The sequence below is a fragment of the Paenibacillus sp. J31R30 genome, assembly GCF_059692115.1.
Genome location: NZ_JCAUAV010000002.1, coordinates 1095291 through 1111961, shown reverse-complemented (window position 1 = coordinate 1111961; position 16671 = coordinate 1095291). Strand labels below are relative to the sequence as shown.

The window sequence follows — 16671 nt, the reverse complement described above, 5'->3', positions numbered from 1 at the left end:
GAAACAGGTAACAAACAACAGACACTTAGAATGAATTCTATGTGTCTGTTGTTTTGTCTATCAGCCTAAGTTTGATATTTACTGTTTAACTAATTGCCACTGCTGACTCAATCCGCTGCCACTCGTATTCTGCACGATGGTCGCGCCATTGGCGGTCGAAGCCCCGTTCACGTCCAACATTTTACTGCTATTCCGATTCTGGAATTTGACATAACCGCCCCCCGCATCCACAGGCTTCCATTGCTGATTGGTTCCACCATTATCGGTGTACTGAATGACAGCGGCGCCGTCACTCTGGGAAGCGTTGGTCACATCGAGGATTTTCCCGCTATTGCGATTCTTCAGCTTGTAATACCCGCCGCCAGCATCCACGAACTGCCACTGCTGATTGGTTCCGCCATTATCTGTATACTGAATAATCGCTGCTCCATTCGCTGTAGATGCCCCGTTGACATCAATGAGTTTCCCGCTGTTGCGGTCAATAATTTTATAGTAGGCTGACGTATCGATCGTTGGGCCTGTGCTTGGTGTGAAATTAGCTCCTGAGATCACGAAGGTAGCTATCGCCCCAGCTGGAAGCGTGTGCTGAAACGTTTTGTTCGTGAGACTCAGTCCGGAGATCGGTGCCAAGTTCTCACTCGTGCTCGTTACAGTACGCGTCCCTGTGACAGAACCTGTAATTGAGCTAAACGCAGATAGATCATAGGTTACGGTGTTAGCCGCGCTGCTGTCGTTGATTGTGACAATGACAACTTTCTTGGATACCGTATCGTACGTTGCAATGGAATTCCCATCTTGAATGTCGATAATTTTGTATCCTGGTCGGATATATTTGCTCCATTGTGCCATGGCCCAATATTTTTTGTTCTGGACAGCCGTGAAGGTGGAGTTCGGGTCATTGAGGTCATTCACATCCAGCATCCCCCAACCCCCGCTATCAACGGCTTGCCAATACATCCAACCCGCGTTTTTCATATATCGCAAATCATAAACGATCGATCTTGCCATCTGCATGCCCGAGGCATCGCCATCCCCATGCTCCGACATCCAAATCTTTTTGCCTGCCGCGGCATTATTGAAACCAACCCGGTCACTCCCGCCATACGTATGCACATTATACTGGGAGACGACGGCTTTCGTAGCTGCGGAGAAACTGTTGATGGTATCCCTGCCAACATCGATGCTCGTTTCATCCGATGCGCTTACAGTTGTTGGCGAACCCTGTGCCGTTAGCGCTGCGGCAACTTTCTGAATGATTTGCTCCTGATTAGGCCGATCGAAGTGAGCGCCTTCTTGCCGATTGCCATATGTCCACCAAGTAGCCATTGGCTCATTCGTTGGCGTAAGTGTTCGGAACGTAACGCCCCAATAGTCCTTGAAGTGCTTATTTACGGTGACCAAATAATCCGCGAAGGCATCATACATATCCGTTCTCAGATTATTCGTCCCACCGGTATTACCCGTCACACTGCCGCTTATCGTCATCCACCACGGCGGCGAGTTGGAAAAGGATTCCGCAATGAATTCACCCGCAGCAATTCTGGATTTCGCTGCTTGGAGGAACCAACGTTGGTTCGCATCCTTCGTCCAATCATACGTCCCTTGCGTGGGCTGGAAGCCGGGAACTCGCGCGCGCAGCTCCATATTATTCGGGTACGCTGGGTTCTCACCGCCGCCAATATTATAACGGACGATATTCATATTAAGGCCGCTCGGACTAAAGAGCTGATCCGCATACGTATTCCTAACCGCATCAGGCGCTCCGCCAATTCGATTGGCGAACCAAGCCAGCGAAGTCCCCCATCCTTCCCATGTCTGGTACTGACTATTCGGATTGACCGTAGCCGTATAGGTGCCAGCACTAGCCAAGGGTACAGCAACCGTCGCACCTACACTGCAGATCAGCATCATGGATGTCCAAGCAGCTTTTGCTTTTCCAAATACCTTCATGATTTCATTCCCTCCTACTCATTGTGTACTTTGCCTAATGATGAGATTAGGCGTCAGAACTGTCAGCTTCTTCACCTTTTCTTTCTGAATCAATTTGGATAAAATCGAGATCGCCTGCTTACCCAGTTGTTCACTATGCTGCGAGACTGTCGTTAGCTCCGGATTCATCGCCGTGGCCAATTGCGTATCATCAAATCCGGCAATGGCGATATCCTCAGGAATCCGCATCCCGCGTGCTATAGCCACTTTCATCGCACCAATCGCCACATAATCGTTGATGCAACAAATCGCCGTGGGACGATTCGGCAGTTCCAGGATGGCATCCATGAGTCTAACCCCGCAGGACATAGAGAAATCGCCTAAACGTACCCATTCCTTGCGAAAAGAGAGATGATTCGCCTCCAGTGTACGCCGGTAAGCTTGCAGCTTCTCCATCGTCGTTGTCGTTTGCCCGTTTCCGCCTAAGAAACCAATCCGCCGATGTCCACGATCAATCAAATGCTGAACAATCAATTGTGTGCCCATGAATTCGTCCGTTTTCACACGATGACACGGATGGCCTGGCAGGGTGCCATTAATGAACACGATGGGAATTTTCTTCTGAATATCCACCACTTCCTGCACAAGGGCCTCCGGGCAATGACGTGCGTTAATACGGCCGCCCATGATAATAAGTCCATCCACCTGCCTTTCACAAAGCAAATTTAAATATTCGGATTCTCTGCTGCAATCGCTGAATGTATTGCATAGAAAAAGTGTGTATCCCAGCTTTTGCGCAGCTCTCTCTGCCCCTCCGAACACCTCAGGGAAAAACATGTTGCTGCTATCCGGAAACAATACGCCTATCATTCCGGTTTTCTTATTCACAAGACTGCGTGCTAAGGCGTTGGGCTGAAACTTATGCTTTTCGATAATGGCCATAATCTTCTGCCTGGTCGAGGTCCGAACGGGTGCAGTATCATTGAGAACGCGGGAAACCGTCGCGACGGAAACGTTCGCTTCCCTAGCAATATCGTAGACTGTAATGGTTTCCAGGAGCTCACTCTCCGTTACGTCAAAATGAAAAGCGAAAGATCGAAGGCCTGTTCTGAAACAGACCTTCGACACGATACTTCCCTTATTTCGTGGATTCTACCATCTTTTTGAATTCATCCAATTGCTTTTGGACTTCCGTCATGACTTTGTCAAAACCAGCAGATTTCAAACTCGCGCGGAAATCTTCTACTGCTTTCACAGGGTCACCAGCTTTTCCGTAGAGGATCGCAGGTCCCTTTTGTCCAACGACTTGTGTAATTGCCGTTAACTCATTCGTGACGTTGGCTTTGTCGAATACGAAGCGGCCATATGGATACGCTTTCTTAATCTTATCGTAGGAGGCATATAAAGCGCCTTTCCCAGCCCAGTCTTCGCCATTCGGAATTTCGTTCTTATCGATACGGCCACCCCAGAAGTTCGAGTAGAAGTCATCTCTCTGGACATCGTAACCATCTGGACGATAGCGTTTACCATCTTTCACAACATACTGTACGCCTTCGAGACCATAGTTCATCAGACGATAGATTTCAGGGTCTTGGCGAATGAGCTCATAGACCATCAGAGCGCGCTCTGGATGCTTACTTTTTGCACCAATGGACGTACCACCATGCGTGATCGACATCGATACGAGGTTGTTTTTAGTCGCCGAGAATGGGAAGAATTGCAGATCTGAGCCTGGCTGCAGCTTATCCATTTTGATGCGCTCACCGAGGTAGGTTTGCGTATGATGCTGATCCACGGACGTTTTCCCCGCTTCGAGCAACGAACGGTTATCGCCTTTGTAGTTCAAGACATCTTCGCGCCAGAAGCCCTTGTCACCCCAGTCTTTCATCATTTTGGCAAAGTCCACGAACGTATTATCCATAAAAGGGCTATACGCTTTATACTTATCCGCATAGGATTTACCGTAGATTAATGCGAATAAACCTGTATTGATGGGGAGTTCAATCGCGTCCGAGTAGGAATTGATATACCCGCCAATATTTCCTCCTGATGTACCATTCGTATCCCAAGGAATAACACCTGGCTTCTTATCCTTGACACCTTGCAAGTATTTCTCCAACATCTTCCAGTCCGTTATTGGCGACGTTATCCCGAATTCCTTCGCCCAATCACCACGATATTGGAAGCCGTGATTTACCCATTGTGTATAGTGGTCTTCGGGAATTAGCATGATCTGATTCTTGTATTTCGTCTCTGCCCAGTTCTCTGCCGGTACTTCCTTCCACGTGATCGGCGCATAGGTTGGCAGAAGCTTATCTAACGGTTGGAAAGCGCCCTTTTGCGCATTTTGCCACGTATCCAACCAGTCTGTTGCCACTGTAATTAAATCAACAGGCTCCCCAGATGCGAGTAATAAATTGTATTTTGTTTGCCAATCGGCCCATTCCACCCATTTTATTTCCAGTTTTGCATTGACCTTTTGTTTCAAAATGGCATTGAGTTTTTCCATGACCTTCTCGAACTGACCATTCTTCGGCTTGTCGCCCAACATGACATAAGAAATCGTTTGAAACTCAGAAGTATCGATTTTACCACCTGCTGCCGTTGCAGCCGCTGTCGAATTGGGATCCGTACTGCTTGAACTCGTACAAGCCGTCAAACTTACTGCGAGCGTTGCTGCGAGTGCGACACTAAGCACTTTCTTCTTTGTCTTAAACATGGAATTGCCTCCCCATCAATATTTTGGTCTATGCTTGGACGTCAGCCTTTAACAGCACCAACGGTGATACCTTGGATGAAATATTTCTGAATCATCGGGAAGAACAGGATGACGGGGCCGGTTGCTACGACGGCAGTCGCCATTTTCATAGACTCCATCGGCATATCTCGGGGTTGTACGTTGGAGGAAACCGACGAATTTTTGATAAAGTCCGCACTGGTAACCACGTTATAGAGAAATAATTGCAAGGGCCTATATTTCAAATCTGGTGAAAGGAAGAGCATGGCATTGTACCATTCATTCCAATACCCGAGCGCAATAAATAAGCCGATTGTAGCCAAAGCTGGTGTCGTCATAGGCAAGATAAGCCTTGTAAAGATTCTGAAATCGCCTGCTCCGTCCATTTTGGCGGACTCTGTTATCGCATGAGGGATCGATGTGACGAAGCTTTTCATCATAATAATGAGAAATGGGCTCATGAGTCCTGGCAGCAGAACCGCTAAATAATTATCCTTGAGGTGCAGCCATTGGGTCATGATTAAGTAGAAGGGGACGACCCCGCCTTGGAACAACGTAGTAAAGTAGATGAAAAAGGAGATCCGATTCCGATAAGGAAAGTCTGGGCGCTGCAAGGAATATCCCGTCATGGCGACAATGAATAGTCCGATGGTTGTGCCAACGATCGTGATCCCCATCGTTACCCCATAGGAGCCAATAATCATGCCAGGATTCTCGAACACGATTTTATAAGCAAACGTACTGAATTCTCTTGGCCATAAATTATAACCATGCAAGGTAATCGATTTCTCTGAAGTGAATGAGGTTCCAAGGACGAGTAGAAACGGCACTAGGCAGCATAGCGCGAAGAACCCTATAAAGATGTAGCCGAATAGTCGTATGGCAACGGATGAGAAATCTCTTCCCCTCTGACGTGCGATGACTCGCTCCACGGGGTGTCCCTCCTTTACGTACAAGTTAGATGAATGCTATTTCTATTAGAACAACGTGTTTTCTGGCGAAGCCTTTTTCACAAGCCAATTCGCTGTGATTACGATGAAGAAGCCAAATACGGATTGATATAAACTGACTGCGCTTCCTAATGAGAAATTGAAGTTGTTCATTAAGGATCGGAACACGAACGTTTCAATAATATCTGTCGATTCGAAAAGTGCAGTGTTATTGGCGCCAACTAAGTTGTAGAACAATCCGAAATTCCCGCGAAGAATGCCGCCCAAGGAGAAGAGCAATAGGATGATGAACGTCGGCTTCAGCCAAGGCAATATAATGAAGCGAATCCGCTGCATGGCGTTGGCACCATCAATTTCTGCAGCTTCCACGATTTCGGAGTCTAGTCCCATGATGGCGGCGAAATACACAATCGAGCCATAGCCGGTGGAGTGCCACAAATACGTGATGACAATGATGAGAGGCCAAATCGTCGGGTTAGAGTAGGTCTTCACGGGATCCCAACCGATGGATTTGAGAATGCCGTTCAACATCCCATAATCGTAGCTGAGTATGTTATACGCAATGAGGCCGACAAGTACGAATGAGATGAAAAAAGGCAGGAACATCATGGATTGCGTGACTTTCTTGAACCACTTTTTACGAAGCTCATTCAGTAATATCGCAATACCGATTTGCAAGATATTCCCAAATAGGATGAAAGCCAGATTATACGCAATGGTATTGGATGTAAGCTTCCAGAGTGCGCCTGAGGTAACCAGAAAATTGAAATTGTCAAACCCAACGAACTGACTGCCGAAGATCCCGGCCGAGTAGTTATAGTTGATGAAGGCAAGATAAAGGCCAGGCATTGGCAGATACGACATCACTAAGAAAAAAAGAATCGCAGGCACACACATGAGAAACAAGGTACGGTGTGTCCAAAATCTACGCAACGGTGTAACACGCTTGGTGAGAACCAATGGTACTTCATTTACCGCTTGTGTTGTATTGGCGGTTTTCATGCGCACGCCTCCTTCAATTAATTTGCGAATACAGGCTGCCAACGCAATGGCTCCAATACCGCATCCGCATCCAAAGCTACCGCTTCCAGCATCATAACAAGGTCATTCCCCGCTTCCTGCTCATGAAACCAAGCCCCAGGTAAATAAAAGGATTCATCGCTTCCTCCACGGAAATCTGGCCTGTTTGCACCGCCTTGGGTCCATAATCTCCCCACCAAATGACCATTGAAGAGCACCGTCAGCTTCATATCACGGCCTTTGGCGTAAACACGCCAGCCTAATCCCTCATTACTATCTTCAAGCTTGCTGTAGAGCCATGAGACTGCGCCTGGCTTCATCGCTATTGCATCTGTGACAGGTTGCGCATCTGCGCGCATCATCTGCGCATGTTGCAATAAGCCTTGTTCCTGACAACCTGCTACAGTCCACTTCTTTGCAGATGTTCCCTCGTACAGTGTGATTTGACCGCTCAAAGCGACATACGTTTTATCCAAAAACAGTGTGATTACCGCTGTCTCACCCGCCTCTACATAAGGCGTCAAATCGAGAAAAGGATCGTGTGGATTCACTTGACCAAGTGAATGTCCGTTCACATAAGCATAAGCTTGTGTGAAGTTACCCGGCGTATGCAGGATGAACGAATCAGCTGTGTCCGACAGCTTCACCTGCTTGCGATAGCAGTGGTGCGCAGGTTGTTCCGCAGATAACCAACCTCCAATGCTCACAATGGGCCACTGCCCATCCTCCAAATCTGTTGCAGCGTAATCGTCCTTGTCCTCCGTGGATTTCATGAGCTTGCATCGCCAGTTCTGGATTAAATCCCTCTCCGAAGTGATCCCAATGATGCCGGTAAGTCCCTTCAGACTGTTCAAATGCAGGCCGGGAAGCGTCGTATTGTGGAAATTCGTATGTCCCCAAATTTCCGCGCGAGCTGTTAGTTCAGTACTAACATGAACATTCTGAGGGATAGGAAGCATGAAGCTTGCTCCGCCAGGTGTTACTGTCCCTAGATAGGTTTCTCCCGAATAGAGAGAAATCACATCACTAGCACACTGAACAATAAAGCCTTGATAATGTTGCTGCAGCGGTAATTGCGCTTGATACCAAGCAAACCCGCGATAGATCCCCTGCTTTTCTAAATAATCAGCGTGATCTCCAAGCGGAGTGATAGCGCTTGCAATAGCAATTAGCGGGTCTACGCTGCTTTGCATCCACGTCGATTCCATGGTCTGGCTTTCCGCCGTTCTTACCACTGGCGTTCCAATTTGCAGCTTGCCATCTTCATCGACACCTTCCAACAGCAGTGCGCGAGCGCGACTAATACCGACGATTTCGAGAATTTGCCCATCGGCTAGGTGAATACAGGCTCTAGCATCGTTATCCGAAGCTTGAAAGGATAAGGTAATGTGATGCTCACGAAGCGAGTCATGAACCTCCATCGTTGTGTTCTGTATCTCAATCTCCGACTCGAAGGAGAACCGCAATTCCGCTGCTGCCTCCGTATGAAAGACGAGAAGCGTACGCTGCGTATTCGCAAGCTGTTTCGCATGAATCAGCTCTGCCGTTGCATAATCGAGTTGGCCGCCACCTGCGATCCCCCATGTTCGTAAGGGTATTCTTAGGGGCAAAATAGGGCAATAACCTGAAACCGCAACAAGCGAGGTATGGTGTGGAACTGATTCATCTTCGAAGGGAATTTGAATCTCCCTATTTAATTCTGAGACATTCAATAGAAATAAGAGCTCTCCACCTTGTTTTAAGGATAGTAGATTCGTGACACCTTCCGTTGGCGATGCTTCAGCCAAAGATGACCCGTAGGTTTGAATCACATGATGGAGCAATCTGCCTTCGTACGCTTCTTCACGGATATGACCTTCTGGCGTAATCATGCCGTGGAAATCATAATCCGATGTGAGAAAGGATAACGGGTTCCCCCAATTATTAGCCGCATTCGTAAAGCCGAAATTCGTTCCGGAAGCTTGCAAATAGGGACCCAGCAGCTTCGCTCCTGTTGATAACAGTCTTCGGAGAAGAAAGTGAGAACGATTCGTCTCGGTTACCAGTAAGGGATAGCCCCTACGCGATAATTCTTCTCTGTAACAGAGAACTTTCTCTTCAAATACCGGATCACGGTCATTCGGGTAAAAATTACAGGTAGGCACAACACCATCCGCATACCCGGTTGCCTGAAACAAACCGCCTTGTCCCGCACATGCGATCAAGGGAACCTGGATGCCATGCTGAATGGCCATCTCTCTCAATGCTGAAATGTATCCTTTGGGATCCGAGCAAGGGTAGAAATCCAGCTCATTCTCCAGTTGGACAGCGATGATTGAACCGTTCTGTCCCAGCTCATATTGCTGGAGGATAGGTAGAATTTGCGCAAACCACCTTGACACATGCTGCAAGTAATGAGGATCATTATCCCTCAGTCGCAGATTTTCATGGACGAATAAGTAGGCGGGCAGTGCGCCCCCATCCCACTCTGAGCAAATATAGGGTCCTGGTCTTGCAATGACATATAAGCCAGCTTCCGAAGCCTCCTGAAGAAAATACGCGACATCCTTCTCTCCACTGAAATCCCAATGCCCTTCTTCGACCTCATGATAATTCCAAGGAAAATACACATCAATTGCGTTATAACCAATGGCCTTCACTTTACGTAATCGCTCTTTCCATACTGCGCGAGGGAGTCGAAAGTAAAATAAAGAAGCACAGAGAATGATTGTTGATTGGCCATTTATTCGCATCGCTTCGGGCGATAATTGAACGATCTGATCTTGGCTAATGGATCGTTGCACTGACTAACCCCCTCCGTTCATCTCTCTAACAGGCTTTATGAAACCCGTTTCATAAAGCCTGACATGTGTGATTGTTGTCCTTAAAGTCAGTATAGATGATTTATAAAGCGCTTTCATTGAAGGAAACTTTTAAATATATAAGAAAACTCCGATGTTTCTGATTTCCGTGCATAGCAAAAAGCTGTGAATTATAACGCAATTCACAGCCCCATGCCTTCTATATTTCACTGATTTCTTATAGAAATCACAGAACCAACGATTTTTAAGACTCACATCGAAACTCTTTGACTGTTTTCCCTTCAAGCTCTTTAAACACTTTACAGAAATAGGAGGTCTCTTGAAAGCCCGTTTTTTCAGCGACTTCATATACCTTCAACGAAGCATCCTGGAGCAACAATTTCGCCTTGCGAATTCTACAGCGATTCAAATACTCTACGAATCTTAGCCCTGTCTCACTTTTAAACAAATTGGAAAGATAGTTCGCGCTAAGATGAAGGCTTTCTGCCAGCATGGCTACCGTTATATCCTCTGCATAATGCGCTTCGATATAGGCAATGGCCGTCTGAATTTCCTTCCGAAATGGTACATGTCCCTTCGATTCACACATCATTTCTTTCATCCAATCCCGGAATAATGGTTTCAATTGGTGAAAGGAGGGGAAAGTTTCAAGTACACGATTCAACTGTCTATACGTTTCCTCCGCACTAGGCGAGAACGTACCTCTTCCGATTGCCGTTGCTTTCGCTAGGATGGTCAATTCATGGAGATAGGCTACTAATTCCGCTAAAGGGGGCTGTCTTTCCAAAAGAAGGTCAAAGAAGAGCTCCGTTTGCTTATCTACTTCTGAGAATTGACCGTTTTGAATGGCCGTCGATAAGGCTTTTATTGAAATCGTTGTTCCCACTGTGTCTGCAGTCTTCCTACAGGAGTACGCATAGACTTGACCTGTCTCTTCATATATCGACCGTTCAAGGGCAGCTTCTGCTTGCTTATACAACATCGGCCAATCTTTTAATCCATACCCGATCGAACTGAGGCCAACGGTTATGGTATGATCGCCATTCTTTTTCATCATGAGCATGGCCGCTTGTCGCAGCAATTCTTCGTTGCAGGCTCGTTCACTTTTTTCATGTGGCATATACGCCATGACCACGGATCTATGAGTTGAAATCGGCACGAATACGGGGTTGCCACCTAGTTGTGAGAACAAGGTATGATCGCCATTCAAGCCAAACTCTCCTTCGATGAGGATTACGGCTGTTGGCCCCTGGGAAATCGGAAATCGAATCGCCTTAGCCTGCTCCTCCATCTCAATAATCGTCTTCAATTCCCCGAGTAAAAGTTTACGTCCTAATAAATGCCACATTTCCTGTAGATTGGCGTCGCGAATATTCGATTGTCTCTTCTGCTGGTGATCCGCTTCAATTTTCTTATTCATTTGATGCAGCAATTGCTGTAGGCATTCAGGCTCCAAATCATGCTTAAGCAAGTAATCTTCAGCACCTAGCTTTAAAGCTTCCTTCACGAAACGGAAATCATCGAAGGAGCTAAGCGCTACAATCTTGATCGAATCATCGCTAAGCTTCACTTTCTGGATCAACTCAATCCCATTCATCTCAGGCATCGAAATATCTGTCAGAATCAAATCCACATGCTGCTGCTCTAATAAATCGAGGGCATGTACACCGTTCAATGCTTCATTCACAATTTGGAAGCCGTAATCTTCCCATCGAATAATCGATTTAATCGCGTATCGGTAGATTGCATTATCCTCAACGATCATGGCTTTCAGCATGTTCAGCCCGCCTTTGTCGATATATTTTATAGGGAATACGCACAATTGCTTTGGTACCCACACCTATCGCACTCTCGTAGCTCAGCCCATATTGCTGCCCATAATACAGCTGAATGCGTTCATGTACATTGTGTATCCCAATGCCTGTCACGCCAGGGACTGATTCTTTCTGTGAGGCCATTTCCACCAAATTCGAGGCCGTTGTCTTATCCATGCCTTTACCATTATCTTCTACAATCAACGTTAAAATTTGCCCATCAACCCGTGCGCTTACCTGAATGCAGCCGAGCCCTTTGGACATTTCGATCCCGTGAAGAATCGCATTCTCAACCAAAGGCTGCAGGATGAAATAAGGCACCTCACTCGACATCCACTGCTCATCCACATCATACGTCATTTGAAAGGCATCCCCATAGCCTATTTTCTGGATAAACACATAGTTCTTCAGCTGCGTGATTTCTTGAGCTAAACTATGATATTCACCCACGCGCCGCACGGATGATTTCAATAAGTCAATGACCGCACTAACCATGCGCTCTATGTCCGGCTGCTTGTTCATCCGCGCATACCACTTCACGGTGCCAAGAGTGTTATAGAGAAAATGCGGATTAATCTGGCTTCGTAACACGGTGAATTCCGCTTGCTGTTTAGCGATTTGCTCCTTGTACACGGTATTAATGAGCTCATTGATTCGAACAAGCATGAAATTAAACCGGATCGATAAACTGCCGATTTCATCTTTCCCTAATGGTGTTATTCTCACGTCAAAGTTGCCATCTTCTACGCGTCGCATGGTCTGCTCCAAAATTTTGATATTCCTGCTGGATGAGTTGGACAGGATGGCCGCAATGCCCGTTGAGATCAACACGGCTAATAATGAAACAAGGATGATAACGAATACTAATACTTGTGTACCAGACAACAAAACAGACATTGGAATAAAGCAAAGTACGCGCCATCCCAAGGTTGGTGTTCGTTCTTGTACGAATAAATGGCTATCTGCGCCTGCAAATTCCACGGTGGCCATGGCCTCATCCTGTTCAGACAGTTCATTCGTAATGCTGTTCCTGATGAGCTTGTCTGTTTCAGGAGTGCCCCCGCCAACCAGCAATTCGTTTAATGGGTTAAGAAACGCGACATTATTCTGCTTAATGATCGAACTCCCACTGCCAAGAGATAGAAAATAGCTAGCATCAATACTGAAAATAATCGTGCCTAAGCTGCGATCAATTTGGTTTACATCAATGAAATCTCGCACGAGAAACACTTCTTTTTGATTTCGAAAAGAAGGTGACCATCCCATCGTAAGATGATGCGTCTGCAGATAGTCTTTCCCGCTTACCGTCATGGAAGACACATCTGCATGATTCAGTGTATGTTCCAGTCCTTTTTTATTCTCCCACCAATATAATTGGCCTTTGCTCGTTTGAATCATAATGGCATTCAAATAGGGATTACTGTTTCCATATTGGGCTAGCAAAAATGCCATGCGACTTCGGAAAGCTGGATAACTATCACTCGTTACTTGTTCCCCTTGTTCAGCCACAATTTGCCGAATGTTCGTATCACTGAGGACATACACAGAGGACGTGAAAGCTTCCTTTGCTTTGCTTTCAATATTATCCGAGACCTGGTGAATCACTTGCATGGAGAGATCCTTGGTATTGGCCTCAATGAACTGGGTTGAAGCATAGATCGCAGCCCCGCCGATGGTTGTGGAGATAAACAAAATAAGAATCATATTGGAAAGAAATAGCTTCGTACGAATCCGAAAATCTTTGATGCGATTAGATATCGCCTGAATGCCAATCATTCATCTCTGCTCCTTACCACTTCTCATTTGGAGAGTCTGCGAATTTGATTAAACGCTTGATCCAGCTCTAGCACACATTGCTCCACATTATGAGATTTGTCGATGACGAATTTCGTTATCGCATTGATGTACACCTTCTGCAAATCTTGATTGATAAAATCGACAGACAGGCTCGACCAATCGTATGTTTTACCCGTTTGAATATACGTTGTGTCTAAGTCGATATAGGTGGGATCAAAGTCTTTCGGCAAGCCTTTAATGACAGATAATGCTTTCTTCTTAGTCTGGAAAATGTCGCCCATTCGTTGCGTAGCGAACAGCTCCAACGTTCGTAATGCCGCCTCCTTATGCGGTGATTTGGGATTGACAACAATGCCTCCTGTCGATTTTAATCCGAAGATAGCCTTGTTAGGGTCAGTCGAATACGGAAATGCGAACAACCCCAGATTGCTCGATGGATTTTTGGATTTCACCCCATCAATTGTCCATGTGCCATTGATAATCATCCCAGCTTTCCCCTCCGCTAGGAGCGTCTGGGCTTGGTTCCAGTCTGTATCAAATGGCCGTTGATTAACATAATTTAAGCGTTCCCCATACCGCCGCAATATGTCTTTGAAATGAATCTGGTCATCCGCAAAGGATGTTTTACCTGCTTCAATATCCGCAATCCAAGAGCGATTTAGTGCATGTTGATTCGCCAATATATCTGCCGCGATATCCCAACTAATCGTCCAAGAATCCTTATAGCCGGCTGCGATCGGAGTGATCCCCACCTTTTGCAGAGCGTCACAGGCATCCATAAATTGTTCCCACGTCTTAGGCGGGTCCTTAATCCCGGCCTTGGCAAATGCCTCTTTATTGTAAATAACACCAACACCATTCACATCAATCGGCAGCGCCCATATTCGCCCATCGGAAGACTTCACACCATTCAAGTATCGATTATCGATACCTGCTAGGAAAGGCTGATTGCTTAAATCCATCGCGTAGCCTGTCCGAATAAAATCCTGCGCCGTATCCAAATTATCAATCATATACATATCAGGCATTTGGTTAGATACTGCCAAAGTACGGAGCAAGCTCAAGTAGTTACCTCCATCGACACCTGTAATGGCGAACGAATACGATGGATGCTGCTCGGTAAATAACTGCGTACCTATCTCAAGCCATTTACGAGCACCTTCCTCATCAAAGTGATGAATCCATGAAAGTGTTTGTTCGGTTGGCTGCTTCTTGAGAACATTCGTTGCGTTCGGTGACTGACAAGCCGTTAACCACATACATAGTGATACTACTAGGGAAATCCTGCGAAATCTCATCCCATCACTCTCCCGATGATAGCGTTTACAAATAATTCGAAGGACATCATCGTTTTCTGATCTAACATGAAGGTTGCCATTGATAAAGTAGAAGATTCTGTATAGTTTACTATAAGCGGTTTATCTCAAATAGAAAAGAGCCGAAACTCCAAATAGGAGTGTTCGGCTGTTATTTACTTCATAATGTCAGTTTTCGTTAGATTTCTACTACCTCCAAAATCGGCTCACTGGCATGCATGCGAACCGACTTGCGGACTCGCCGCTCCCCTTTGGTCAACAGCAGCTGCAAGCTATCCTCCGTCGATTGTTCTACTGTCAGACGCCAGACAGCGTCAGAACCTTCTGCCTTGCGAAGCTGATACACTTGGATGAAACGGATAACCTGCCCATCGCTCCGAACTCGTTCAGCCAGGGAAGCCTGTCTCTCTGTGGCTGGATTGCTTGGCGTCAACGCTGTCCATAGTCCAAGCGCATGACTGCACCACAGCTGCTGATCAAGTTCGCTGTGCCCCTCGCCTAGTTCCCATTCCAGCTGCTTAACTGTATTGGGCTCTATGTCTGGGTACGTATGCACATCCTCAAATAGCTCGGATGACAGCTGACAAATCGGCTCAGCTTCCTGACCGCTTTGCAGCCAATCCTGCTCCCGCTTCAGCCTGGCATTCATATGAAAGAGTACATCAACCCGCTTGCCAATCGGAGCCTTCACTTGGATGATATCAACCACATAATCCTCCGCTAGCATGTTCAGTCTGCTGATCGTCACGCCCCGATAGGCTTCTTCATCCCAAGGAGCGAGCTCGGGCGGAAGCGTGATCCTCTCCTGCATTCGCCACGTAGGATGACCAAACTGCACGTAACCCGCGCACCAGCTTCCCCAGTCCGCCTCGCCGTACCCGCTCAGGCAAGCATCTTGCGGAGGCTGATCACAGCCATCTATTCCTACCGTATTGTGCGAGTAGGTATGTTTATACCAGGCATAGTGCGCAGGTACAGCATATTGCACGGTACCCATATCCGTGAAAAGCGGCCTGTCCGCTAATCCGAAGGAAATGCTGAGTCGATCCATATGATCATGCTCACCGCCGAAGGGAGCATGCTTCGCGAGCAGATGCCAGCCATGCTCATTCACAAGCTTGGCCAAGCCGCTGCCTTTGCTGGCAAAGCTGCTTCGTAAGATCGCATCCAGATTCGCAGTAGGGATAACCTTGTCATTCTCATTTTCATTTTCAGAATATCCGAATAATAGGGCAAATAACGAGCTTCGCCCCGCTCGCTGATCAATTTCATCCCCCTGTGTCTGATAAACCTTGTTCAGAACTTCCAGATACAAATCGTCGCCATACCAGTCCAAAGCTACTTCATAATAGGGCGCATAATCCACAAGTCGCTTGTTGATTGGCACATCGTTCCAAGTAGGGAAATGTCCATTCGGAAGCACCAATTGTAACGGCAGATCAAACATCGCTTTCAGCTCCGGCAGATTACGCAGATCCCAACGCGTACCTTCTGTCAGTAAGCAATAGTGGATGATAGGCGTCAAGGCATAATAGTGATATGAGAACGAGCCTTCATACCAGAAGCCATCGTCCAGCACGCCTCGCTTCAGCTGATCAAGCAATCCAAACTCGCCCTGAAGTCCAGCCCTTTGAATCGCTAGATCTTGAAGCACAAATCCGCTCATCGCAATAGCCGAAGTAATCAGCAAGGAATGATTATGAATCTGACTCTCCTTCTGCTGGATGAGGAAGTTGGCGCATGGCAGAATCAGCCCTTCCCCAATCACATGGCGGTCCTCATCAGACAGATGCACATCGATCGCAGCATATGCGATGCACACATTAATCAGCCAATGCGACTCGTCCAGTGTCTGCTGAAACAGCTTTCCTGGACCGTTATACGGTATGCCGCCATGAATGGAATACCCACTGTAATGCTTCGCATATTGGCGCAGCAATACAAGCGCCTTCTCCACGTACCGCTTGTCCCCTGAGATCAACGAATATAACCCGAGATGCTCCAAGCCGCTCGCAATCCGATAGTGTGCGGCGCCTACCCAAGCCCCGTCATAAGGGGAACCGGCGAACCTTTTATCACAAATCGGACAACGATGCTCATGAGGGGAATGCCAGTCGAACACAAGCTTAACGCCGTGAAAATCGCAATTATAGTAATGCCCCCAGAGCGCTTGCTCCTGGGCCCCGATTGCATATGGTATTTGCATCGCTATCTCCGCTTTGTTGCGAAGTTCTTCTAGCGCTTCTGAGTATAGCTTGCTCTTACTATTAACTCGCAGCCGCTCCAATCTGTCTGGATGCACGATGA

The 16671-nt window shown here is 46.9% G+C and carries 10 protein-coding genes; all 10 read right to left on the bottom strand.

Annotated features, from left to right (window positions below; translation table 11 throughout):
* Positions 1-78: 78 nt before the first annotated feature.
* Positions 79-1950 carry an RICIN domain-containing protein gene (locus tag AC58QO_RS10680; protein ID WP_497265269.1) on the bottom strand — a complete coding sequence of 624 codons (1872 nt, stop codon included), beginning with the start codon at positions 1948-1950 and terminating at the stop codon, positions 79-81.
* Positions 1951-1968: 18 nt separating this feature from the next.
* Positions 1969-3057 (bottom strand): LacI family DNA-binding transcriptional regulator, encoded by a 1089-nt coding sequence (locus AC58QO_RS10675; protein WP_497265268.1) that lies wholly within the window; start codon positions 3055-3057, stop codon positions 1969-1971.
* Positions 3058-3067: 10 nt separating this feature from the next.
* Positions 3068-4648: a DUF3502 domain-containing protein gene (locus AC58QO_RS10670; protein WP_497265267.1), complete on the bottom strand. Its 1581-nt coding sequence runs from the start codon at positions 4646-4648 to the stop codon at positions 3068-3070.
* A gap of 41 nt (positions 4649-4689) precedes the next feature.
* Positions 4690-5586, bottom strand: coding sequence for a carbohydrate ABC transporter permease (locus AC58QO_RS10665; protein WP_497265496.1), 897 nt, complete (start codon positions 5584-5586; stop codon positions 4690-4692).
* Between the two features lie 57 nt (positions 5587-5643).
* On the bottom strand, positions 5644-6618 hold the full coding sequence (locus tag AC58QO_RS10660; protein WP_497265266.1) for an ABC transporter permease: 975 nt from the start codon (positions 6616-6618) through the stop codon (positions 5644-5646).
* A 17-nt stretch (positions 6619-6635) separates the two neighbouring features.
* On the bottom strand, positions 6636-9419 hold the full coding sequence (locus AC58QO_RS10655) for a beta-galactosidase (protein ID WP_497265265.1): 2784 nt from the start codon (positions 9417-9419) through the stop codon (positions 6636-6638).
* A 262-nt stretch (positions 9420-9681) separates the two neighbouring features.
* Positions 9682-11214: a response regulator gene (locus AC58QO_RS10650; RefSeq protein ID WP_497265264.1), complete on the bottom strand. Its 1533-nt coding sequence runs from the start codon at positions 11212-11214 to the stop codon at positions 9682-9684.
* Positions 11192-13027 carry a sensor histidine kinase gene (locus tag AC58QO_RS10645; protein ID WP_497265263.1) on the bottom strand — a complete coding sequence of 612 codons (1836 nt, stop codon included), beginning with the start codon at positions 13025-13027 and terminating at the stop codon, positions 11192-11194. The genes AC58QO_RS10650 and AC58QO_RS10645 overlap by 23 nt, the downstream gene beginning before the upstream one ends.
* A gap of 23 nt (positions 13028-13050) precedes the next feature.
* On the bottom strand, positions 13051-14346 hold the full coding sequence (locus AC58QO_RS10640; protein ID WP_497265262.1) for an ABC transporter substrate-binding protein: 1296 nt from the start codon (positions 14344-14346) through the stop codon (positions 13051-13053).
* 196 nt (positions 14347-14542) lie between these two features.
* A complete protein-coding gene (locus AC58QO_RS10635; protein ID WP_497265261.1) occupies positions 14543-16666 on the bottom strand; it encodes a heparinase II/III domain-containing protein in 2124 nt (707 codons plus the stop codon).
* Positions 16667-16671 lie beyond the last annotated feature (5 nt).